Source organism: Serratia sp. LTN-2 (assembly GCF_059740205.1).
The window spans coordinates 123,108-147,150 of sequence record NZ_JCAXDO010000009.1; the positions used below are offsets into that span (position 1 = coordinate 123,108).

The following is a 24,043-nucleotide window of genomic DNA, read 5'->3' on the forward strand; positions in this document are numbered from 1 at the left end:
TACAAGCAACGCGGTCAGCGTCGGGCGAGCGCATTCAGCACGGCGCTGATGCGCTCCCCTAACCCGCGCCGGTTCGCGGCTTCCGACATCATGGTGACATGATCGCCATCGACCAGGTTGACCGTCACCGCCGACGCCGGCAAATGCCCCTCCCAGCCAAGCGCCGAGCCGTCACGGCGGTTGTAACCCGCCGGCTTGATGCGCTGCCAGTAGGCCTCCAGATCGTCGTTCAGCAAGCCGGGCATCTCCTCCACCGCTTTAAACAGGTGCAGATTAAGGCCGAGCGGCCGGATAACGCTGGCGCCGACCAGGGTCGCATAGTGATAACGCTTGCGCCACAAAGCGGCTTCCTTCTGCGGATCGTCGAGGAAAGTGCTGATGCCCTGGCCGTGCAGCACGGCCAGCGCCTCCTCCACCGACAGCGGCTGGAGGCGGGCGAACAGCGCCGCCTCCAGCGTCGGATGTTCCACCTCCAGCCAGCTGAGGAACAGCTGCGTCGCATCGCGCATCGCCTGCTGCGGCCGCATGGTGTCGAGCAGGCCCACCAGCGCCACCTCTTCCCCTTCCGCCTGCAGCCGCTCCGCCACCATGTAGGTCAAGATCCCGCCCGAAGAGTAACCGAACAGTTGATACGGCCCGCTGGCTTGCGCCTGTCGGATGACCCCGGCGACGATCTCCGCCATCGCCTCCATCGTTGCCGGCGGCGCATCGGTCATCTCTGGCCATGGCACGGCATAAATCGGGAAGTCCGCATCGATCTCTTTGGCTATCTCATAAACATAGGAGTGATCGCCATAGCCGGTCGGCATGAAGAATACCGGCGGGCGCTGGCCGCTGCGGCGCGCCGGCAATGCCCTGAGCGGCTGTTCGCCCGTGCGCTGCTCGACATGCGCCGCCAGATCCGCCAACACCGGGTGGTCAAAGATCGCCTGTACCTGCAGTGCGATCCCCCACTGCTGCACCAGACTCGCCTGGCGCACCGCCAGCAGCGAGTGGCCGCCCAGTTCGAAGAAGTTGTCGTGTCTGCCGATCTGCGGCAGCCCCAGCAACTCCGCCCACGCCTGCGCCAACAGCGTTTCAGTATCGCCGCGCGGCGCTTCGTAGGCTTCGCCAGCGGCGGCGGCCATCTCCGGCGCCGGCAGAGCCCGCCGGTCAATCTTGCCGTTTGGCGTCAGCGGCATCGCCGCCAGCCAGACAAAGGCCGCGGGCAGCATATAGTCCGGCAGCTGCGCCGCCAGGTGCTGGCGCAGCTCGCTGGCCAACCCGTCGCTCGCCACGTCCTCACGCACGCTGATCCAGGCGATCAACCGCGTATCCGCACCGACGCAGTGGGCATCGACCACCGCTTCGTTCACCGCCGGGTGCGCCGCCAGGCGCGCCTCGATCTCTCCCATCTCGATGCGGAAGCCGCGAATTTTCACCTGACGATCGTTGCGTCGCTGATACTCGAGGTTGCCGTCCGCCCGATAGCGCACCAGGTCGCCGGTGCGATACATGCGTCCACCCGGATTGAATGGATCGTTCAGGAAGCGCTCTGCGGTCAGTTCCGGCCGGTTGAGGTACCCCAGCGCCACGCCCACGCCGCCGATATACAGCTCGCCGGTAACGCCCAGCGGCACCGGTCGGCCGCGCGCATCCAGCACATAGGCTCGGGTGTTGCCGATCGGTTTGCCGATCGGCAAGCGCGTTGCGCCTTGCACCTCGGCGATCGTCGCCGTCGTCGCGAAGGTCGTCGCCTCTGTCGGCCCATAGGCATGGATCACCTGTACCGGCCCCGCTTCCTGCAGCAGACGTTCGAAGGCACCCGGCTCCTCTTTTTCCCCGCCGCAGATCAGGTAGCGCAGCTGGGCCAGCGTCGCGCCCATGCTGTACACATACTGATTGAACAGCGCGGTCGTCAGGAACAACGTCGTCACGCGATGCTGCGTCAATGCGGCGCTCAGGCGCGCCGCATCCATCACGGTTTCCGCCGGGATCACCACCAGTTCGCCGCCGTTCAACAGCGCCGCCCACACCTCCATCGTCGCGGCGTCGAAGGCCGGGTTAGCGGCGTAAGCCACTCGCTCCGTCGCATCGAACGCCGCATACCGGTTATTGATCACCAACCGGGTGATGCCCTGGTGCGGCGTCATCACGCCTTTCGGCAGCCCTGTGGAGCCGGACGTGTACATGATGTACGCCGCTTCGCCGCTCGACAGCGCCAACGCCGGGTCGCTCTCGTCACCGCCGGCGGCCTCCGGCCGCAGCAGCGGCAAGGTATCCCCGTCCGTCGCTTCACCGACGATAAGACGCGCGCCGCTGTCCTCTAGGATCCACTGCTGACGCGCCGCCGGCAGTTGCGGGTCGATCGGCACATACACCGCGCCGGCTTTGAAGATCGCCAACTGCGTCGCCACCAGATCGATGCTGCGCGTCAGGCGTGCCGCCACGCGCTCGCCCGGTTGGATGCCGCGCGCGATCAGGGCATGCGCCAGCCGGTTAGCCTGGGCGTTCAACGCCGCATAGCCGATCCGACGATCGCCTTGCACGATCGCCACAGCCTGCGGCGCACGCTTCGCCTGACGCTCAAACAGCTGATGCACGCAAAGCTCTGCAGGATAAGGCTCCGCCGTCTGATTCCATTCCTCCAGCAGCAGCCGGCGCTCTGACGGCGGCAGGATCTCCAGTTCGCTCGCCGGCAGAGTCGGCTGGCTTTCCAGTGCCTGCGCCAATGAGGCCAGCGCCTGTTGCATATAGCCGCAGATCCTCGCCGCCGGCACCGGCTCGCTGACCTGCGCCGTCAGCCCCAGAGAATCACCGCCGTCTTCCACCGACAGGACGAACGGATAGTTGGTGCGCTCCTGCGCGCTCAACAGCGTCATGCCTTCCGGCAGCACCAGCTCGCTGCCGTTGTTGTGGCGATAGTTGAGCAACGCGCTGAACAGCGGCATCCCCGCCGCCACGCCGCTGCAACGCTGCGCCAGCGCCAGCGGCGCATGTTCATGATGCAGCAACCCGCTCAGCCGCGCATGGGCCTGGCGCGCCGCCGTCACCACATCGTCATCGCCGATGTCGAGGCGCAGTGGCAAGGTATTGATAAACAGCCCCATCGCGCGCTCGGCGCCTTCCCCCGCCTGCATCCGCCCCAGCAGCACGGTGCCGAACACCACGCGGTCGTGGCCGCTGGTGCGGGCCAGCACCTGCGCCCAGGCCAGATGGCACAGGCTGGCCAGGCTCACGCCCAGCCGCTTGGCCTGATGCCGCAGACGTTCGTTCAGCGCCTTGTCGATAGGCTGGTGCGCCGTGGTGACGCCTTTGCCGTCGCCGCGCACGTTGCCGAGCCCGAACGGCAGCACCGGCTCTTCGATGTCCGCCAACAGGGTGCGGAAGAAGGTTTCATGCTCTTGCGCGCTGACGCTCAAGCGCGCCTGCGCCACCGCATTGCGGAACGGCGGTGCGGCCCCCAGTTCGGCGCCTTTGCCGGCGAGGATCGTGGCGATCTCTTCCTCGATCAATGCCGCCGTGGAATGATCCCCCACCAGATGGTGCCATTGCTGCAGCATCCACCAACCGCCATCGCTATCTTGCGCCACCACCACGTTCAGCAGCGGCGCACGGCTGAGATCCAGCCGCGCATGCTGAGGATCGAAGCGCGCCAGCAGTTGATCGCCAATCGCCCCCTGCGCCGGATCGAGCGCCAGCTCAGTCCACGGCAGCGCAGCGGCGCGCCAAACGACCTGTACCGGCTCGCGGATCGCCTCGCTGATGAACGCCGTGCGCAGAATATCGTGACGATCGATCACCTGTTGCATCGCGGCCCGCCAACGATCCAGACGCTCGCGGTTCTCAAAGCGCAGCAGCGTTGACAACAGGTACGGATCGCCCCGCTCCGCCAACAGGTGGTGGAACAGAATCCCCTCCTGCAACGGCGACAGCGCATAGATATCCTGCACGTTGGCCACGCCGCCCGGCACGCGCGCCACGATGCTGTCGATCTCAGCCTGGTTCAGCGAGGCCAGCGGCAACAGCTCAGGCGTGATGCGCTCGCTATCCGGCCGCAGCAGGTTCTCAGGGATCTCGATTTCGCAGCGCGCCTCCAGCGCCTCCGCCAGCGAGGCCAGCGTCGGGGCGGTAAACAGCGTCTGCACGTTCGCCGTCAGGCCGCAGCGACGCAGCTCCGCGATCAGTTTCACCGCCAGCAGCGAATGCCCGCCCAGTTCGAAGAAATTGTCGTGTCGGCCGACATTCGGCAGACCGAGCAATTCGCCCCAGATCGCCGCCAACAGGGTTTCCGTCTCTCCCTGAGGCGCCTCATGGCCCACGCGCGCAAAGTCGTCGGCCTGCGGCGCCGGCAGCGCGCGGCGATCCACTTTGCCATTCGGGGTCAACGGCAAGTCGGCGAGCATCAGACAGGCCGACGGCACCATGTAGTCCGGCAGCTGCGCCGCCAAATGTCGCCGCAGCTCGTCTGTCAGATCGCGGCCTTCGGCCTCGGCTTGCGGAACGATCCAGGCGATCAGCGCAGGATGCGCGCCGCGCACGTCAACCACCGCTTCGCGCACCGCCGGGTGCGTTTCCAGCAGGACTTCAATCTCGCTGCACTCGATGCGGAAGCCGCGGATCTTCACCTGCTGATCGTTGCGCCCGCAGTAATCGAGGTTGCCGTCCGACAGATAGCGCGCCAAATCGCCGGTGCGATACATGCGGCCCCCCTCGTTAAACGGATCCGCCAGGAAACGCTCGGCCGTGAGATCTTCGCGATTCAGGTAACCCAGCGCCACGCCCACGCCGCCGATATACAGCTCGCCAATCGCGCCCAGCGGCACCGGCTGACGGTGTTCGTCCAGCAGATACACCCGCGTATTGCCGATCGGCCGGCCAATCGGCAGACGGTGCCGCCCCGCCGCCACGGTGATGTGCGCCGAGGTGGCGGCGGTGGTGGCTTCCGTCGGGCCGTAGCCATTGATCAGCTGCACCCGGCCGCCCTCCTTCAGCACCCGGGTATAGGCATGAGGATCCGCCGCTTCGCCGCCGCTGATCAGGTATTTCAGTCCCGCCAACGTCGCGGGGATGCTGTGCGCATGCTGATTGAACAGCGAGGTCGGCAGCACCAGCACCGTAATCGCCTGGCGCGTCAGCAGATCGGCGAACGCCGAGGCGTCCAGCAAGACCGCCGGCGGCACCACCACCAGCGCGGCGCCGTTCAGCAATGCGCCCCACACTTCCAGCGTCGCCGGATCGAACGCCGGGTTGATGGCGAAAGCGATGCGATCCGAGTCGCTGAACTCCGCATAGCCGTTATTGATCACCAGTCGGTTGATCCCCTGATGCGGCACCATCACGCCTTTCGGCTTACCGGTTGAACCGGAGGTGTACATGATGTAGGCCAGATCCAGACTGTTGCTCGCCAATATCGGCGCGCCGGCCGGCAGGTCCGCGTCGTCGCTTTGAGGCAGACGGGCGACGCCGACGCCAATCTGCGCGTCGTCCTCACCGCCGTTCAGCAGCAGCACCGCGCCGCTGTCGGCGATGATCCAGTTTTGCCGGCCGGCCGGCAGCTGCGGATCAACCGGCACATAGGCCGCGCCGGCTTTCAGGATCGCCAATTGGGCGATCACCAGGGCGGCGCAGCGCTCAAACCGGACCGCCACCCGCTGGCCGGGCTCCACGCCCGCCTCAATCAGACGCCAGGCCAGTCGATTGGCGCGTTCCGCCAACTGCTCGTAGCGGATAAGCTGCTCGCCATCGATCAACGCCGTCGCCTGCGGCGTGCGCCGCGCCTGCTCGTCGAACAGCTGATGCACGCACGCCTGCGCCGGATACGCCCGCTCGGTGCGGTTCCAATCGTGCAGCAGACGTTGGCGTTCGGCCGCAGGCAGCAGATCGACGCGCGTGGCCGGCTGAGCAAGATCCGCCACCATCGCTCGCAGCGCCTGCTGCAGATACGCGCCGTAGCGCACCGCCGTGTCGCGATCGAACAAGGCGCTGGCGTAATTCAACGAGCCGACAATGCCGCTGCCGCTTTCCGCCAACTCAAGCGTCATGTCGAATTTCGCGACGTCATAGCTCAACCCCGCATCCGTCGTTTGCAGGCCCGGCAATGCGATATCGCGCACCGAGCCGTCCTGCCAGGCCAGCATCACCTGGAACAGCGGCGTCGCGTCCAGCTGGCGCGGCGGATTGACCACCTCCACCACCTGTTCGAACGGCAGATCGCCGTTTTCCCGCGCCGCCAACACCGTCTCGCGCACTCGCTCGAGCAAGACTTGCAGCGTCGGCTCACCGCGCAGATCGATATGCATCGCCAGCGTACTGACGAAGAAGCCGGCCAGCGGTTCGATTTCCAGCCTGCCGCGGTTGGCTTCCGGCGTGCCGATCACCACCTGCTGTTGGCCGGCCATGCGGGACAGCACCAGACTCCAGGCGGCCAACACCGTCATGAACAGCGTGCCGCCGTATTGACGGCTCAACCGCCGCAGCGCGTCGGTGAGCGCCGCGTCGATGACCAGCGGCACCTCGCCGCCGGCGAACGACTGCATCGCCGGGCGCGGCCGATCGGTCGGCAGCGTCAGCAGCGCCGGCGCATCGCCCAGCGTCCGGCGCCAGAACGTCGCCTGCTCGGCCAACCGCTCCTGCGTCAGCCACTGGCGTTGCCAAACGGCATAATCGACGTATTGCACCGCCAGCGGCGGCAACGGCGACGGTTCGCCGCGTTGGAAGGCGCCATACAACGCGCTCAACTCCCGCATCAGGATCCCGGTAGACCAGCCGTCGGAAACGATATGGTGGCAGGTCAGCAGGAACAGATGCCGCCGCTCGCTCACTTGCAGCAAGCAGGCCCGCACCAGCGGTCCCCCTTCCAGATCGAACGGCGCTTTCATCGCCGATTCGGCCAGTGCTTGCAAACGTGGCTCCGCCTGACGCTCGCCGCGCAAGTCGTGATGCGTCAGCGGCATGGCCGCCTCCGGCAAGATACGCACCTGAGGTTGCCCATCCTGGCAGACAAACACGCTGCGCAAGGCCTCGTGGCGGGCATACAGCGCGTCGAGGCTGCGCTGGAACGCCGCTGCATCCAGTTCGCCGTCCAGGCGCAACGCCAGCGGGATATGGTAAGTCTCGCCGATCCCGCCCATTTGGCTCAGGAACCACAGCCGCTGCTGGGCAAACGACAACGGCAAGGCGCCGTGACGCGGCGTCGGCACGATGGCCGTCGGCTGCGCCGCTCCCTCCCGTTCAAGCAACTGCGCCAGCGCCTGCAACACCGGCGCGGCGAACAGCGCCGACAGCGGCAGCCGCCAGCCGGCCTGCTGCACCCGATTGGCCAGCTGTACCGCCAGCAGCGAATGCCCGCCCAGGGCAAAGAAGTCATCATGACGCCCGACGCGTTCCACGTTCAGCAACTGACGCCAGACGGACGCCAGCAGGCGCTCTCGCTCATCGGCCGGCGCTTCATAAACGGCGCGCGCGGCGGCGCCCAGCTCCGGCGCCGGCAGCGCGCGTTTGTCCAGTTTGCCGTTGGTGGTCAGCGGCAACGCCTCCAGCCACACGAAGGCCGTCGGCACCATATAATCCGGCAGACGACCAGCCAGATGCTGACGCAACCGCAGCGCCAGCGTTTCCCGATCCGCCCCTTCGCCCGGCACCGCCCAGGCCACCAAACGTTTGTCGCCGCCGTTGTCCTGCCAGGCGTCAACCGCTACGCTGCGCACCTCAGGATGGCCCAGCAGCGCCGCCTCCACCTCACCGCACTCAATGCGGAAACCGCGAATTTTCACCTGCTGATCGTTGCGCCCCAGGTACTCCAGCTCACCGTTCGGCAAATAGCGCGCCAAATCGCCGGCGCGATACATCCGTTCTCCCGCCACGAAAGGATCGTCGAGGAAACGTTGCGCATTCAGCTCCGGCCGATTCAGGTAGCCGCGCGCCACCCCCAGCCCACCGACGTACAGCTCGCCCACTGCGCCCTGCGCTACCGGCTGAGCGTGTTCGTCAAGCAGATACAAACGCAGATCCGGGATACGGCGGCCGATCGGGCTGCCGCTGCCGGTGATGTCCGCCGGAGACATTTCCCGGTAGGTGACGTGCACCGTCGTTTCCGTTATGCCGTACATATTGATTAGCCGCGGCGCGTCCGGCCGATTACGCGCATACCACGGCGCCAGATCGGCCGGATTCAGCATTTCGCCGCCGAAGACGATGTAGCGCAGCCGATGCGGCGTGTCGTCCTGAGCCTGAATGAACGCCTTAAAGGCGCTTGGCGTCTGGTTCAGCACCGTCACGCCCTGACGGCACACCAGCTGATAGAACGCGGGAGCGGAGCGCGCCGTTTCCTGCGGCACGATCACCAGCCGGCCGCCGTGGCGCCACGCGCCCCAGATTTCCCATACCGAGAAATCGAAGGCGAACGAGTGGAACAGGCACCAGACATCCTCGGCGTCAAAGCCGAAGCCGTCATCGGTCGCGGTAAACAGGCGCTCAACCTGGCGGTGTTCCACCATCACGCCTTTCGGTTTGCCGGTCGAGCCGGAGGTATAGATCACATAGGCCAGATTGGCCGCCGTCAGCCCCGCCACCTGCGGATTGGCGGCCTCGGCGCCCCAATCCTCCTCCAGCGCCATCATCGGCACGTCGGCCCCGCTCAGCGCCGAGCGCCCTGCGGCGTCGGCCAGCAGCAACACCGGCCGGGCATCTTGCAAAATGTACTCCAGACGTTCGCCGGTATAAGCCGGATCGAGCGGCACATAGGCGCCGCCCGCTTTCAGGATCGCCAGCAATCCGACCAGCATCGGCGTGCCGCGCTCCGCACACAGGGCCACCAGGCGATCGGGCCCGACGCCGCGGGCGATCAACACCTGCGCCAACGCGTTGGCTTGCTCATTGAGCGCCCGATAGCTGAGGCGTTCTTCTCCGCACACCACAGCGACCGCCTCCGGCGTGCGCTGCGCCAGCCGCTCCAGATGATGGTGCGGGCAGAGGTCCGTCTGCGGTTCGGCCGGCGTCCGGTTCCAGCCATGCAGCAACCGCTGCCGCTCGTCCTGCGGCAACAGCGCAAGCTGCGAAACCGGCTGCGCCGCCGCCAAGGCGATGCCCTGCAGCACCTGGCGCAGATAGATCCCGTAGCGCTCGGCGGTTTCACGATCGAACAACGCCGTGGCGTAATACAGCGATCCGGCGATCTCTTCACCGATCTCGGTCAGATCCAAGGTCATGTCATATTTCGCCGCGGCATAGCCGGCATCGATCGCTTCCGCCTGAAGCCCCGGCAGACCGATGTCGTGCACCGAACCGTCCTGCCAGCTCAACATCACCTGGAACAGCGGAGTATGGCCGCGATGACGCGGCGGGTTCACCTGTTCAACCACCTGCTCGAAAGGCAGATCGCCATGATCGCGCGCCGCCAGCAGCGTATCGCGCACGCGCAGCGCCAACGTCGGCAAATCCGGATCGTCGGACAGATCGATGCGCAGCGCCAGGGTGCTGACGAAGAAGCCAATCATCGGTTCCGTTTCCAGCCGGCGACGGTTGGCCTCCGGCGTGCCGATCACCAGATCGCGCTGCCCCGACAAGCGGGACAGCACGACGCTCCACGCCGTCAGCAGCGTGATGAACAGCGTACACCCCTGACGCAGGCTGAATTGCCTCAGCGCCGCGGTCAGCTCGGCATCGAGCGAGATCGCCACCCGATCCCCGGCGAATGACTGCACCGCCGGGCGCGGGCGGTCGGTCGGCAGCGTCAACAGCGCCGGCGCGTCGCCCAGCGTCTGGCGCCAATAATCGGCCTGCTTCGATAACCGCGCCGGCTGCAGCCATTGCCGCTGCCAGTGGGCGTAATCCGCGTACTGCAACGCCAGCGGCGGCAGCGGCGACGGTTCGTCGCGACACAAAGCGCCGTACAGCGCGCCCAGCTCCCGCAGCAGGATGCCGTTCGACCAGCCATCGGAAATGATGTGGTGGCAGGTCAGTGCGAACAGCTGTTCATCGTCGCTCAGCCGGATGAGGCAGGCGCGCAGCAGCGGGCCGCCGGCCAGATCGAAGGGCGCCGTGACCTCTTCCCGCATCAACGCGGCGGCGCGCGCCTGCGCATCCGCGACGCCACGCAGATCGTGGATCGTCAGCGGCAAACCGGCGACCGGCAAAATGAGCGCCTGCGGCTGGCCGTCGCGGCTGATGAAAACGGTGCGCAACGCGTCATGGCGCGCATAAAGCGCGTCGAGGCTGCTCTGCCAGGCGGCCAGATTCAGCGACCCGCGCAGCCGCAGCGCCAGCGGCATGTGGTAAATTTCGCTCATGCCGTCCAGCTGGGTCAGGAACCACAGGCGCTGCTGAGCGAACGACAGCGGCAAGGCCGCATCGCGCGGCGCGGGCAGAACCGGCGGCAGGCTTTCTGCCTGCGTGATCTGGCGCGCCAGCGCCTGCAAGACCGGGTTGGCGAACAGCGCCTGCAGCGACAGCGGCAACCCGCTTTGCTGCAGGCGGTTGGCCAAACGCACCGCCAACAGCGAATGGCCGCCCAAGGCGAAGAAACTGTCGTTGCGGCCAACCTGTTCCACGCCCAGCAGCTCTTCCCACAGCGCCGCCAGGCGCTGTTCTACGTCCCCCTGTGGCGCCTCGTAGGCTTCACGACGATAGGCCTCGCCCGACGGGTCGGGCAATGCGCGGCGATCGAGCTTGCCATTTGGCGACAGCGGCAGCGTCTCGAGCAGCACGCAGGCGGCCGGCACCATGTAATCCGGCAGTTTGTCGGCCAGATGCCGGCGCAACGTCTCCGCCAGCGACGCCTCCTCGGCGCCCTGCTGCGGCACCACCCAGGCGATCAGGCGTTTTTCACCGCCGTCGCCGCCGCGCGCATCCACCACCGCTTCACGCACCTGCGGATGCGCGGCCAGCGCCGCCTCTATCTCTCCGCATTCGATACGGAAACCGCGGATCTTCACCTGCTGATCGTTGCGCCCCAGATACTCGATATTGCCGTCCGGCAGGTAGCGGGCCACGTCGCCGGTACGGTACATGCGGCCGCCGTGGCCAGCATCGAACGGATCGGCCAGGAAGCGCTCCGCCGTCAGTTCAGGCCGGTTGAAATAGCCGCGCGCCACCTGAATGCCGCCGATATACAGCTCGCCAACCGCTCCCAGCGGCACCGGTTGCCCTTGTTCATCAAGCAGATAGATCCGCGTGTTGGCCACCGGCCGCCCAATCGGCACCGACACCAGCCCGGGTTGGCGGGTGCAATGCCAGGCGGTCACGTCCACCGCCGCTTCGGTCGGTCCATAGAGGTTATGCAACTCGACATGCGGCATCTGGCGATAGAACTCCGCCACCAGCGAGGCGGGCAGCGCCTCGCCGCTGCACATGACGCGCACCACTTGCCCGCAGCGGCGGCTCGCGCCTTCATACAACAGGAAGCTTTGCAGCATCGACGGCACAAAGTGCAGCGTTGTCACGCCATACTGTTCGATGGCGCGGCTCAGGTACTCAGGATCCTTATGGCCTTCAGGGCGCGCCATCGCCAGGCGCGCGCCATACATCAACGGCCAGAAGAATTCCCACACCGAGACGTCGAAGCCGAACGGCGTTTTCTGCAGCACCGTATCCGCCGGCGTCAATCCATAAGCCTGCTGCATCCAGATCAGGCGGTTAACGATACCGCGATGCTCATTCATCGCGCCTTTCGGTTTGCCGGTCGAGCCGGAGGTATAAATCACGTAGGCCAGATGATTGGGCTGCGCGCGCGATGCCGGGTTATCGGCATTCAGATCGTTCGGCAACGGTTCATCCAGCGCCAGCAGCGGCACCGCGTGTTCGCCCAGCGCCGCGCGACCGGCGGCATCCGCCAGCAGCAGCACCGGATCGGCGTCCTGCAGGATATACTGCAGACGCTCGCCCGGATAAGCCGGATCCAGCGGCACATAGGCGCCGCCGGCCTTGAGGATGCCGAACAATGCCGTCACCATTGCCAGACTGCGCTCGGCGCACACCGCCACGCGGCAATCCGGACCGACGCCGCGCTGCATCAGCGCGTGCGCCAGGCGATTGGCCTGCGCATTCAGCTGGGCGTAGCTCAGTTCGGCGTCGCCGCAGACCAGCGCCACGGCGTCCGGCGTGCGGCGCACCTGCGCTTCAAACAACGCATGCAGGCAGACATCCTGCGGGTAAGGCTGCGCCGTTGCGTTCCAGCCGTTGATCAGCAAGGCGTACTCGTCGTCCGGCAAAATCGACAGTTCACGCACCGGCATTTCCGGCATGTGTTCCAGCGCATTCACCAGAGCGGTCAATGCCTGTTGCATATAGCGACACACCCGCGCGGCTTCGATAGGCTCGATGACCTGCGCCGTCAACGCCAGCGAGTCCATGCCGTCGTCCACCGACAGCACAAACGGATAGTTGGTGCGTTCGTCCGCGCCGATCAGGCTGACCCCTTCCGGCAGCGCCAATTCTTCTCCGTCGTTGTGACGGTAGTTCAGCAGCGCACTGAACAGCGGCGCGCCGCTGTTCACGCCGCTGCAGCGCTGCGCCAACGCCAGCGAGGCGTGCTCATGCGCCAGCAAGCCGCTCAAGCGCGCATGCGCCTGCCGCACCGACGCCTCAACGCTGCGCCCGTCCATATCCAGCCGCAGCGGCAGCGTATTGATGAATAGCCCCAGCGCCCGCTCGGCGCCTTCGCCCGATTCCATGCGGCCCAGCAGCACCGTGCCGAACACCACGGCATCCCGCCCGCTGGTGCGCGCCAGCACCTGTGCCCAGGCCAGATGGCACAGGCTGGCCAGGCTGACGCCCAGCCGTTTCGCCTGTCGACGCAGGCCGGCATTCAGCGCCGGCGCCAGCGCCAGGCGGTCGGTATTGGCGCACTGACCGTCGCCGTGGACGTTGCCGAGCCCGAACGGCAGCACCGGTTCGTCGATGTCCGCCAACATGCCGCGGAAGAAACTCTCATGTTCCTGTTCGCTGAGCCCCAAACGCGCCTGCGCCACCGCATTGCGGAACGGCTGCGCACTGCCCAGCGTCTCGCCGCGTCCGGCCAGAATGGCGTTGACTTCTTCTCCCATCATCGCCAGCGTCGAGTGGTCGCCAATCAAGTGGTGCCACTGCTGCAAGACGTACCAGCTGCCGTCGCTCTCTTCGGCGATGACGTAATACAACAGCGGCGCCCGCGTCAGATCCTGACGGATCCGCCGGGGATCGAAACGCGCTTCCAGCTGACGGCCGATCGGCCCCTCGGCCGGATCCAGCGCCAGCTCGATCACCGCTAAACGCGCCCGACGCCAGACGACCTGTACCGGTTCGGACAACCCCGCACCGACAAAAGCCGTGCGCAAAATGTCATGACGATCCACCACCTGCTGCATCGCCGCCAGCCAGCGATCGAAACGCGCCCGGCTGTCGAAACGCAGCAATGCCGATAACAGGTAGGGATCGCCCTCTTCCGCCAGCATATGGTGGAACAAGATGCCTTCCTGCAACGGGGAGAGGGCGTAGATATCCTGTACGTTGTCGATGCCGCCCTCCACGCCGTCGACGATCTGATCGATCTCCGCCTGAGTCAGATCGGCCAGCGGCAACATCTGCGGCGTGATTGCGCGGCAGCCCGGCGCAATCCGATTTTCCGGCACCTTGATCCGCTGCTGCGACACCAGCGTTTGCGCCAGAGCCGACAGCGTTGGCGTGGAGAACAGCGCCTGAACGCTCGCCGACAGCCCGGCCTGGCGCAGCTGCGCCATCAGTTTCACCGCCAGCAGCGAATGGCCGCCCAACTCGAAGAAGTTGTCATGACGCCCCACGCGTTCAACGTTCAACAACCCCTGCCAGATCTGAGCCAGCAGCGTTTCGGTTTCCCCCTGCGGCTCGACATAGTTTTCGCGCATGGCGGCATCCGGTGCCGGCGCCGGCAGCGCGCGCCGATCCAGTTTGCCGTTCGGCGACAGCGGCAACGCCTCCAGCCACACAAAGGCCGTCGGCACCATATAATCCGGCAGCGCTGCAGCGAGCGCCCGGCGCAGCGTCTGCGCCAGCGCCTCACGCTCCGCTTCCGGCTGCGGCACGACCCAGGCCACCAGACGTTTGTCGCCTTCGTCATCAGTCAGCGCATCCACCACCGCGTCGCGCACGGCGGCATGCATAGCCAGCTGCGACTCGATTTCACCGCATTCGATGCGGAAGCCGCGAATTTTGACCTGCAGATCGTTGCGGCCCAGATACTCCAGGCTGCCGTCCGGCATATAGCGCGCCAGATCGCCGGTGCGGTACATGCGGCCACCCGGCGCGAAAGGATCGGCAAGGAAACGCTCCGCCGTCAGCTCCGGCAGGTTCAGGTAGCCGCGTGCCACCTGCGCGCCGCCGATATACAACTCACCCACGGCGCCCAGCGGCACCGGCTGGCCATATTCATCCAGCAAGTACGCCCGGCCGTTGGCGATAGGCCGGCCGATTGACGGCATCGCCGCACCGACCGCCGGCTCGCCCGACGTCGCTACCACGGTCGTCTCCGTCGGCCCATAGTTATTCACAATGGTTACGCCAGGCGGCGCCTGCAGCGGCCAGCGGCGAATGCTGTCGCCGCCGATCAGCAGCATCCGCAGATCGGCTGGCATTTCGCCCATCAGTGCGATCTCGGCCAGCGGCGTCACCATAAACCCGACCTGCACACCGCTGCCGCGCCACCATTGCAGCAGCGCTTCGCCATTGCCCGCCGCCTCTGCCGGCGGCAGCAGCAGCATCGCCCCTTGCGTCAACGTCGGCCAGATTTCCCAAACGCTGGCGTCAAAACCCAGCCCCGCCATGCTGGTCGTTCGTTCACCAGCCTGCAAACCGGTCGCTGCGCAGTGCCACATGATCAGGTTGATCAGGTGCGCCTGCTCCACCATCACCCCTTTCGGTTTGCCGGTCGAGCCCGAGGTGTAAACCACATACGCCAGATTGTCGGGCTGCGCGCGCGGCGGCAGGTCGTGATCCTGCTCTGGCAGCGCGTCTTCCAGAGCCAACAGCGGCGCCGCCACCTCTCCCAGCGCGGCGCGGCCGGCGCTGTCCGCCAACAGCAGCGCCGGCGCACAGTCCTGCACGATATAGTGCAGCCGCTCAGCGGGATAAGCCGGATCCAGCGGCACATAGCCGCCGCCGGCTTTCAGGATCGCCAGCAGCGCGACGATCATGTCCGGGCTGCGCGCAGCGCAGACCGCTACGCGGCTTTCCGGCCCCACGCCGCGTGCCGCCAGGTGGTGCGCCAGCCGGTTGGCGCGCACGTTCAATTCCGCATAGCTCAGCGACACCTCGCCCTGAGACAACGCCGGCGCCGTTGGCGTACGCCGCGCCTGCGCTTCAAACAGGGCCGACACGCTCGACGCTGGCGGGAAAGCCCGATGGGTGCGGTTGCGCTGGTTGAGCAATAGTTCTCGCTCCGCCTGGCTCAGTAAACGTTCGCCGCGCACCGGCGCATTCGGCGCCGCAGCGGCCTGCTGGAGCAGCAACAGCAGATGCTGCGCAGCGCGCAGCATCTGTTCGTCCCCCACCGCGGCGCTGTCGTACACCCAACGGAAAGCGCCGTTGCTTTCACTGATTTGCAGCACCGCCCGGGCGCCGGAGCGTTTAACCGCCGCTGCGCCTTCCTGGGTTTCGTCGAACCCCGGCGCGGTATCGCGGCCCAATAGCGCCACAACGGTTGACCAGGCGCGCGAACGCGTGTCCAGGCCGAGCAACGCCGGATGGTACCCCCGGCGCGCACGCGCCTGCTGCCATTCGCGTCGCATCTGCGCCTGCGCCTCGGCGAAGCCCAGCGTCGGATTCAGCGAGATCTGCAGCGGCAGCGTCCAGACCTGACCCGGCTCGCCGATGCCGTCATCCGCCGCGTTCAGCCAACCAAGTTGGAAATCACTTTCGCCGCCCATCAATCCCAGATACAACGCCAGCCCGGTTAACACCGATTCAACTTCGATCTTGCCCGCGTGTTGCCAGGCCGTAGCCTGCCATACCGGCCGGGTTTCGCGCTGCCAGGCTACCGGGAACGCCGCCGGGGCAAACTGCGCCAATCGCGGTTGCCAGAAGGCCGCATGGTGCCCACCGGCCGCCTGCATCTCCTCCAGCCGTTTCGCCTGTGAAGAGTCAAGCAACGGCAACCGCTCGCCCACCGTCAGGCCGCGCAGCTGCGCCAGCGCTTCCCCCGGCGCCAGCTCGCCTTCGGCGGTGAACCAGCCCCCGATCCGCACAGTCCCTTCCGCCGTGGCGATATTCCAGCCCGCATCGTCGACGCTGAGCAGCGTACCGGGCGCCGCATCGCCGGCGTCATACAGCATTTCCAGGCGCCCAACGCCCAGCGCCCGGTCGGCCAACAGGATTTTCAGCGCGCAATCGCCCGACGGATGGCCGAGTGACGTCGCGAGGCGCACCAGTTCAGCGGCGGGACGATCCCAGCGGATGATGCCGGCGGCCGGCGGCAGTCGGCGAAGATCGTAGAAGCTGCCGCTGACGTCCGTTTCAGGCTGCGCATGAAGTTGTTGCATCACCTGAGCGATGCTGCCCTCAGGCTGCTCGCAAAGGCTCCGCAGAATAAACTGGAAACGCCGCTGCAAACTCTCAAGCTGGCTTAATGAATGGGCATGCGGCGCATCGGCAAACATGACGTCCAACTCCTGCGCCTGCTGATCTTCGTAAAACAGAATTTGCATATCGCTGACGGCAATGTTGCCGCCGTAATACCAGCGCGTCTTACATCCCCAAAACGGATCGCCATGATCGAAGGAAACGATATTGATGGCGGGGCCAAACCAGGATGAACTCATGGTGCTGCGATCGCGACGAATGTCTTCACCGCGATATAATTGCCGACGAACCACTTTGGCTATTTCCGCCGCGACCTGTTGTGCGAAATCAGCCAGATGACTTTCAGGGTTAATGGCTAAAATCAGTGGTACCACATTCGCGGTCATGCCAATACTGTTTCGCTCTCGCGTACCGGTCACCGGCAGGCTGAAATTCAACAAGGTCTGACCAGTAATACTATGGAAACATAATGCGACGGCCGTCGCCAATATATGAGCGCGATGCACGCCGGCTTTTTCCGCCCCCCGATCAATCGCCGCTATCTCATTTATTGTTAGTGTGTGATTACTGATTTGCATGGACGAATAAGGGACGAGTTTCTCCTGACGCGTCAGGCTATGGGGCGCGGCGAGCGTGTAGCCTTGCCAGAACTGTTTATCGGTAGCGAAGCGGGAAGAGTCGCGGTACTGCAGATCGTGTTCATACAGCCGGGTAAAACTGCAATTGCTGAATTCAGGAATGGTTTTTTTCTCAGCCAATGCGTTGTAATACAGCGCGATACGGCGCATGAACTCTTCGGCGCTGCGGCCATCCACCAGCATGTGGTGAAAACGCCGGTAGAGGATATAGCTGCCCGGCGCCAACGTCAGTAAGGCAAAACCGAACAGGTCCTGATCCAGCGCGGAGATCACGCGATCGGCATCTTGCCGCATCCAGCGCTGCGCCGCTAATTCAGGATATTCGTGGCTGCTGAAATCCTGCACGGCAAGCGGATCATGACTGCGCGCCGCACGGTATTGATAAAGCTCGCCGTCTTGTTCGGTGAAACGGGCCTGCATCGCCGGCGTTTCTTCAACGATCGCGTCTATCGCCTGGCGCAGCAGGGCTATCTGCAACGGCCCTTCTATCGTGCCGTATCCCCACATATTGAACGGCAAGCCTTCAGACATGCTGGCGCTCAGCCAAAGCTCGCGCTGAGCGGTGGTAATTTCATGCAGTTCGACTTTCTCCACCGCAACATGAGCACCCGCACGGAATTCCCCACTCTTCACATCAGTTTGTTTGTTCATAATATTCTCTAGCACGTTTTCATTACGTTAATGAAAGGGACCGTCCGGATTTAGGCAAAGCCTGGCCGCCCGACAGTTCAAGTCAGAATAAAAAAACCGTAGAAAAGTTGGGTCTCCCCCCAACTAAGAAAGGATGTAATGCTTAATCCAGAGGTTCCCCCTGTGCCTCAATTTGCTGAGGTGTGAAGTATAGGAGAGGATATTTTTTTTGGCGAAATGTGCGAAAGGGAATAAATGACCATTTTATTTCCCCGATATTACTCAGGGATGACGAGCGTATTCCGCTTGTATTAATTCGAGATAATTAGGAAGGAACTCATATTATTTATTATTATTCACCATAGTTAATGTGCAACAATGCTTACGATAAGAGCCTCTTCATATCAATAAGTTATACTTTATTGTTTTAATGAAAATAATTTACTTTTTAATTAATTCATTGCCATTTAAAATGAGCGGCGATTTTGCCTGCAGCGCATCTATCGTTTTTTGTTATAACGATGGGAAAAATTATGCTGAAAAATTTCTTCGTTTTTTCGGGCGTCAATCAACGGCACCGTTCCCAACGACAGACGACGTAAAAGGGGCGGCATAGCCCGCCCCGAGAGGTCTTACCACATCAGCCGGCCGATCAACGGCGCGGCCACTACCGTGATAATTCCCGCCAGCATCATCACCAGGCTCGACACTACGCCCTCCTGCGGCCCCAGCTCATAGGCGCGGGCGGTGCCGGCGCCGTGCGACGAGGCGCCAAATCCGGCTCCCTTCGCCAGGCGGCTACGCACCGCCAGGCGCAGGAACAGAATATCGCCCACCGCCATGCCAAATACCCCAGTGATCACCACGAACAACGCCACCAGGTCCGGCTGGCCGCCCATCTGCTTGGCAGCCTCCAGCGCGAATGGCGTGGTGATCGAACGCACCGCCAGGCTGCGCTGCACCTCTTCCGGCAACGTCAGCAGTCGCGCCAGCCACACCGAGCTGTACACCGCCACCAGCACCGCCGTCGTTACGCCGGCGGTCAGCGACAGCCAGTGGCGGCGGATGATATGCAGGTTCTCGTACACCGGCACCGCGAAGGCGATGGTCGCCGGCCCCAACAGCCACAGCAGCCAGTGGGTTTCACCGATGTAGTCCTGATAGGAAATGTGGGTGACTACCAGCAGCAACACCAGAATCATCGGCGTCAGCACCAAAGGCATCAGCAGCAGCGTGCGGCGGCGACGATAGAGTTTCTTGTTGGCGAAGTACAGCGCCAGCGTCGCCAGAAAACAGGCCAGGCTAAGGATGAAATCATTCATGGCGCTGCTTCCGTCGCTGCAGCCAAATCTCCAGCCGATACACCCTGTCCACCACCAGCCCGGTGGCGCCCAGCGTCAGCATAGTGCTAACCGCGATCACCAGAAAGATCTTCCAGCCCTCGACCATCAGCAGCTGGGCATAGTTGACCACCGCCACCACCGCCGGCACGAAAAACAGCAGCATTTCCGCCAGCAGCCAGCGGGAACCGGCCTTGACCCAGCTCAGCGGCAGAATGCGCAGCAGGATCAGCGCCAACAGCATCAGCATGCCGACGATATTGGCGGGAAGCGGCAGGTGGAATTGTTGCACCAGACGATCGGCGATCAGGAACAGCGCCGCATACAACGCCACCTGAATCGGCACCTGCAAACGGGTCAGCAGGGAGGGGGCTACGCGGCGTAACGCCAGAGACATGAAAGATGACCTCAAACAATAAATTGACGGCCTACAGTATACGCAGCCGGGAAACCACGCCTGAAATGAATTAAAATTATCGACATCATGCCGTCTGGGAATAGTTTCCCACCGGTAGCGTCCCCAAGGAGAACCCTAACGTGGATGTCCGCACCCTGCGCTACTTCGTTGAAGTGGTGCGCCAGCAAAGCTTCACCCGCGCGGCGGAAAAACTGTTCGTCACCCAGCCCACCATCAGCAAGATGCTGCGGCATCTGGAGGAGGAGCTGGAGTGCACGCTGCTGATCCGCGAAGGCCGCAAGCTGCGTCTGACCGACAGCGGCCAGGCGGTGTATCAGCGCGGCCTGACGATCCTCGACGAATTCCGCCAGTTGGAGGCGGAGCTGGAAGACATCGGTTCAGTGAAAAAAGGGGTGCTGCGGCTCGGCATTCCGCCGATGGTCGGCAGGCAGATCGCCGATCTGATCCGCCGTTTTCGCCAGACCTACCCCGGCATCGAATTAAAAATTTCCGAACTGGGCGGGCTGTCGGTCGAGCAGGCGGTGATGTCCGGCGAGCTGGATCTGGCGATGACGGTGCTGCCCTTCGATTCAGAACAGCCGCTGACCTTTCTGCCGCTGCTGGGCCATCCGATGTGCGTGGTGGCGCCGCGCACGCCGCAGTGGCTCAATCGCACCCGCATCAATATCGCCGAATTGGCCGACAGCCCAATCCTGATTTATAACGAGGACTTCGCGCTGTACAAGATGCTGATGAAGGCGTTTAGCCAGGCCGGTTTTGAGCCGCAAATCGCGGTGCGCAGCGGCCAGTGGGACTTCCTCGCCTCGATGGTGCAGGCCGGCGTGGGCATCGCCATGCTGCCGGAACCGGTCTGCCGCTGGCTGGACAAGGAAAACCTGGTTTGGCTGCCGCTGGAGCCGCGCATGGAGTGGCGGGTCGGGCTGATCTGGCGGCAGGGCAGCTATCTGTCACACAGCGCGCAGGCCTGGATCGCCTGCTGCCGCGACTACTGGCCGCCGGTAAAGTAGCCAAAAAACAAGGGCCGCACAGGCGGCCCTTCAGGACAGAAATAAGAGGAAAAACGTTTATTCCTCGTCTGAAGTTTACCCTTCGCGCTCGATCAGCAGCGCTTCGAGCAAGTCGAGATCGTGCAGCAGTTTTTGCAGCGTCTCGTTGCTGATTTTCTGCGTGGCGCGCAGGTGGTACAGCTCGCCGCGCTCGGCGCGCAGCGCCGTCAGGCGGAAACGCCGCTCGAGGTTTTCCATCGCCAGCGCATTCTCGATGTCGTCTTTCGAGGCGATGCGCCGCCGCAGCATGCCCGTCACCCGCGAGCTGACTTCTTTCAATACCTGCGGATCGAGGTTCTCTTCGGTATCGGCAACCAGGCGCTCTTCCATTTTATTCACGCTCTCGATCGCCACTTCGGCCGCCATGGCGATCGCCATGCGCTCCTCCTGCTTGCTGGCACTCTTGTCGGTGACCTGCACGCCGCGCAGCAGCAGCGGCAACGCCAGCACGCCGACGATCAACGACAGCAGGATCACCCCGGCGGCGATAAACACCAGTTGATAGCGCGCCGGGAAGGCGGTGCCGTCACTCAACAACAGCGGTATCGACAGCACACCGGCCAGGGTAATCGCCCCGCGCACCCCGGCGAACGACGCCACCCACAGCTCACGCGTGCTGTAATCGCCGAACTGCAGCGGGCGCTTTTTCATAAAGCGGTTGCTGGTTTTCTTCATTACCCACAGCCAGGTGAAGCGCAGCACCAGCAGCGCGGCGTAGATGGTGGCCACGTCGGCGAACAGGTACCAGGTCTGAATCGTCGGATCCAGCTCCGCCTGCAGGATAGAGGTCTCGAGAATGCCCGGCAGCTGCAGGCCCAACATGATGAACACCATGCCGTTGAACACGAACTCCAGCATCGCCCATACGCTGTTGGCGCGCAGGCGCATCGCCAGCGGCGCGTTGCGGATCACGCCGGACTGGCTGATGGTCATCCCCGCCGCTACCGCCGCCAGGATGCCGGAGACGCCGATATGTTCGGCGATCAGATAAGAGGCGAACGGCAGCAGCAGCAGGAACACGATCTGGGTCGCCGGATCGTCGCCGCTCCAGCGGCTCATCACCCGCAGCGATTTACTGTAGGTCCAGGTGACCGCCACACCGGCCAGCAGGCCGCCGATCGCCACTTTGAGGAACTCCAGGGTTGCGCCGCCCACGGTGAACACCATGGTGCCCATCGCCACCGCGATGGCGAACTTGAGCGACACCAGGCCGGAGGCGTCGTTCATCAGCGCCTCGCCCTCGAGCACGCCCATGATCGGCTTGGGAATGCGCCCTTTACCGACGATGCCGGACAGCGCCACGGCGTCTGTCGGCGACAGCACCGCCGCCAGCGCGAAGGCCGCCACCAGCGGAATGCCCGGCACCATGGCGTAGATCAGATAGCCGACGCCGACCACGGTGATCAGCACCAGCACCAGCGCCAGGCCGAGGATTTCACGCCCGTGATGCAGGAACTCGCGCGTCGGCGTTTTCCAGCCGTCGGCGAACAGCAGCGGCGGGATGAACAGCACCAGGAACAGTTCGGGATCAAAGTCGACGTGCAGCCCGAAGTGCGGCCAGGCCAACAGCGCCCCGATGGCGATTTGCATCAGCGGCAGCGGCACCTGGAACGGCAACATGCGCGTCACCACCCCGGACAGGGAGACCACCAGGATCAAAATGAGGATTGTAAAAAAGATTTCCATGCTTTCCTTAGACTCTACGATTCAGACGACATCGGCTCAGGGCCTGCGTTGGTCCCGATAGTAGATCACTTTTTTTACAGCGGTTAAAGCTTGTTGTGCCTTTCAAAACGCGGTGCAGAGCAGAAGAAGACTTATCTTAAGAAGGGAGATGCCGTGCATGCTTCCCCCGCCCGCCGGGCGAGGGAAACGAGGCGTGATTAAATCGCCCAGCCGCCGGCGTAAAACGCCACCAGCGCTACGGCGATCAGCACGGTGCCGATGTTCAGCTTGCGCCATTCGCCGGAGAAGATGCGGCCGATGACCAGCGAGCTGAAGCCCAGCATGATGCCGGTGACGATGTTGCAGGTCAGCACGATGAATACCGCGCACAGCAGGCCGGCCATCGCATCGACGAAGTCGTTGAAGTCCAGCTTGGTGACGTTGCTCAACATCAGCAGGCCGACGTACATCAACGCCGGTGCAGTGGCATAGACCGGCACCAGATAGGCCAGCGGCGACAGGAACAGGATCAGCAGGAACAGAATGCCGACCACGGTGGCGGTCAGGCCGGTCTTGCCGCCCGCGGCGGTGCCGGCGGCGGACTCGATGTAGACGGCGGCGGGTGCGGCGCCCACCAGGCCGGAGAAGATGCTGCTCAGGGAATCCGAGGTCAGCGCCTTGCCACCGCTGATGATCTGCCCGTCTTTATCCAGCAGGTTGGCCTGCCCGGCCACCGCGCGGATGGTGCCGGTGGCGTCGAACACCGCGGTCATCACCAGCGCCAGCACGCTCGGCAACACCACCGGCTGCAGTGCGCCCATGATATCCAGGCTGAAGATCAACGATTTGCCATCAGCGTCCGCCAGGCTCGGCATGGCGAACAGCCCCTGGTATTTCACCGCCGGATCGAAGATCAGACCGATGATGGAAATGGCGATGATCACCAGCAGAATGCCGCCGGGCACGCGCAGTTTCTCCAGCCCGAAGATCACCGCCAGACCGACCAACGTCATCACCACCGGGAAGGAGGTGAAGGCACCGAGCGCTACCGGCAGGCCATCCAGCGGGTTCTTCACCACCAGGCCGACGCCGTTGGCGGCGATCAGCAGCAGGAACAGGCCGATGCCGATGCCGGTGCCGTGCGCCACGCCCATCGGCAGGTTGCGCAGGATCCAGGCGCGAATGCCGGTCACCGAGATGACGGTAAACAGCACGCCCATCAGGAACACTGCGCCCAGCGCCACCGGGATGCTGATGTGTTGGCCCAGCACCAGGCTGAACGCGGTGAAAGCGGTCAACGAGATCGCACAGCCGATGGCCATCGGCAGATTAGCCCACAACCCCATCAACAGCGATCCCAGACCAGCCACCAGGCAGGTGGAGACGAACACCGCCGCCGGCGGGAAACCCGCCTTGCCCAGCATGCTCGGCACTACGATCACCGAGTACACCATCGCCAGGAAGGTGGTCAGCCCCGCCACCACTTCCTGGCGCACGCTGCTGCCGCGCGCGGAAATTTTAAAATAGCCATCAAGCCCGCCGGTTGGTTTTGCGGCGTGGTTCGCTTGAGAGTTCGACATAGGTTACTTCCCCTGTGTTTCATGAATCGGCCCGTCGCAGCAGGCCTGTAATCTCGCCCGCGCCTGATCGCCACGTAATCGTTTACGTCACGTTCCGCTTCCTTGCCCTTCCGTCGCACCGCCAACGGCGATGCGCACCAAGGCAAACGTTTAACTCGCAGCGCGCGGTACGGGTGATTTATGGTGGTTTATTCAAGGCAAACGATTATCCTGCCTTCCC

General features: G+C 64.2%; 6 protein-coding genes. 1 reads left to right on the top strand and 5 read right to left on the bottom strand.

What is annotated here, in order from left to right:
• Positions 1-14: 14 nt before the first annotated feature.
• The 3 genes from AC6BYQ_RS17805 to AC6BYQ_RS17815 form a co-directional block, all read right to left on the bottom strand.
• Positions 15-17,795 carry an amino acid adenylation domain-containing protein gene (locus tag AC6BYQ_RS17805; protein ID WP_498057292.1) on the bottom strand — a complete coding sequence of 5,927 codons (17,781 nt, stop codon included), beginning with the start codon at positions 17,793-17,795 and terminating at the stop codon, positions 15-17.
• A 611-nt stretch (positions 17,796-18,406) separates the two neighbouring features.
• Entirely contained in the window at positions 18,407-19,096 is a 690-nt protein-coding gene (locus AC6BYQ_RS17810) for an LrgB family protein (RefSeq protein ID WP_004936833.1), read from the bottom strand.
• On the bottom strand, positions 19,089-19,511 hold the full coding sequence (locus AC6BYQ_RS17815) for a CidA/LrgA family protein (RefSeq protein ID WP_004936830.1): 423 nt from the start codon (positions 19,509-19,511) through the stop codon (positions 19,089-19,091). The genes AC6BYQ_RS17810 and AC6BYQ_RS17815 overlap by 8 nt, the downstream gene beginning before the upstream one ends.
• Before the next feature lie 140 nt (positions 19,512-19,651).
• Between AC6BYQ_RS17815 and AC6BYQ_RS17820 the strand changes: the two genes are divergently transcribed.
• Positions 19,652-20,539: a LysR family transcriptional regulator gene (locus AC6BYQ_RS17820; protein ID WP_019453187.1), complete on the top strand. Its 888-nt coding sequence runs from the start codon at positions 19,652-19,654 to the stop codon at positions 20,537-20,539.
• Between the two features lie 75 nt (positions 20,540-20,614).
• Here AC6BYQ_RS17820 and AC6BYQ_RS17825 read toward each other — a convergent pair whose 3' ends face one another.
• The gene (locus tag AC6BYQ_RS17825; RefSeq protein WP_019453188.1) at positions 20,615-22,264 is read right to left on the bottom strand and encodes a Na+/H+ antiporter; all 1,650 of its coding nucleotides are present in this window, start codon (positions 22,262-22,264) and stop codon (positions 20,615-20,617) included.
• 197 nt (positions 22,265-22,461) lie between these two features.
• Positions 22,462-23,823 (bottom strand): NCS2 family permease, encoded by a 1,362-nt coding sequence (locus tag AC6BYQ_RS17830; RefSeq protein ID WP_063918680.1) that lies wholly within the window; start codon positions 23,821-23,823, stop codon positions 22,462-22,464.
• Between the last annotated feature and the right edge of the window lie 220 nt (positions 23,824-24,043).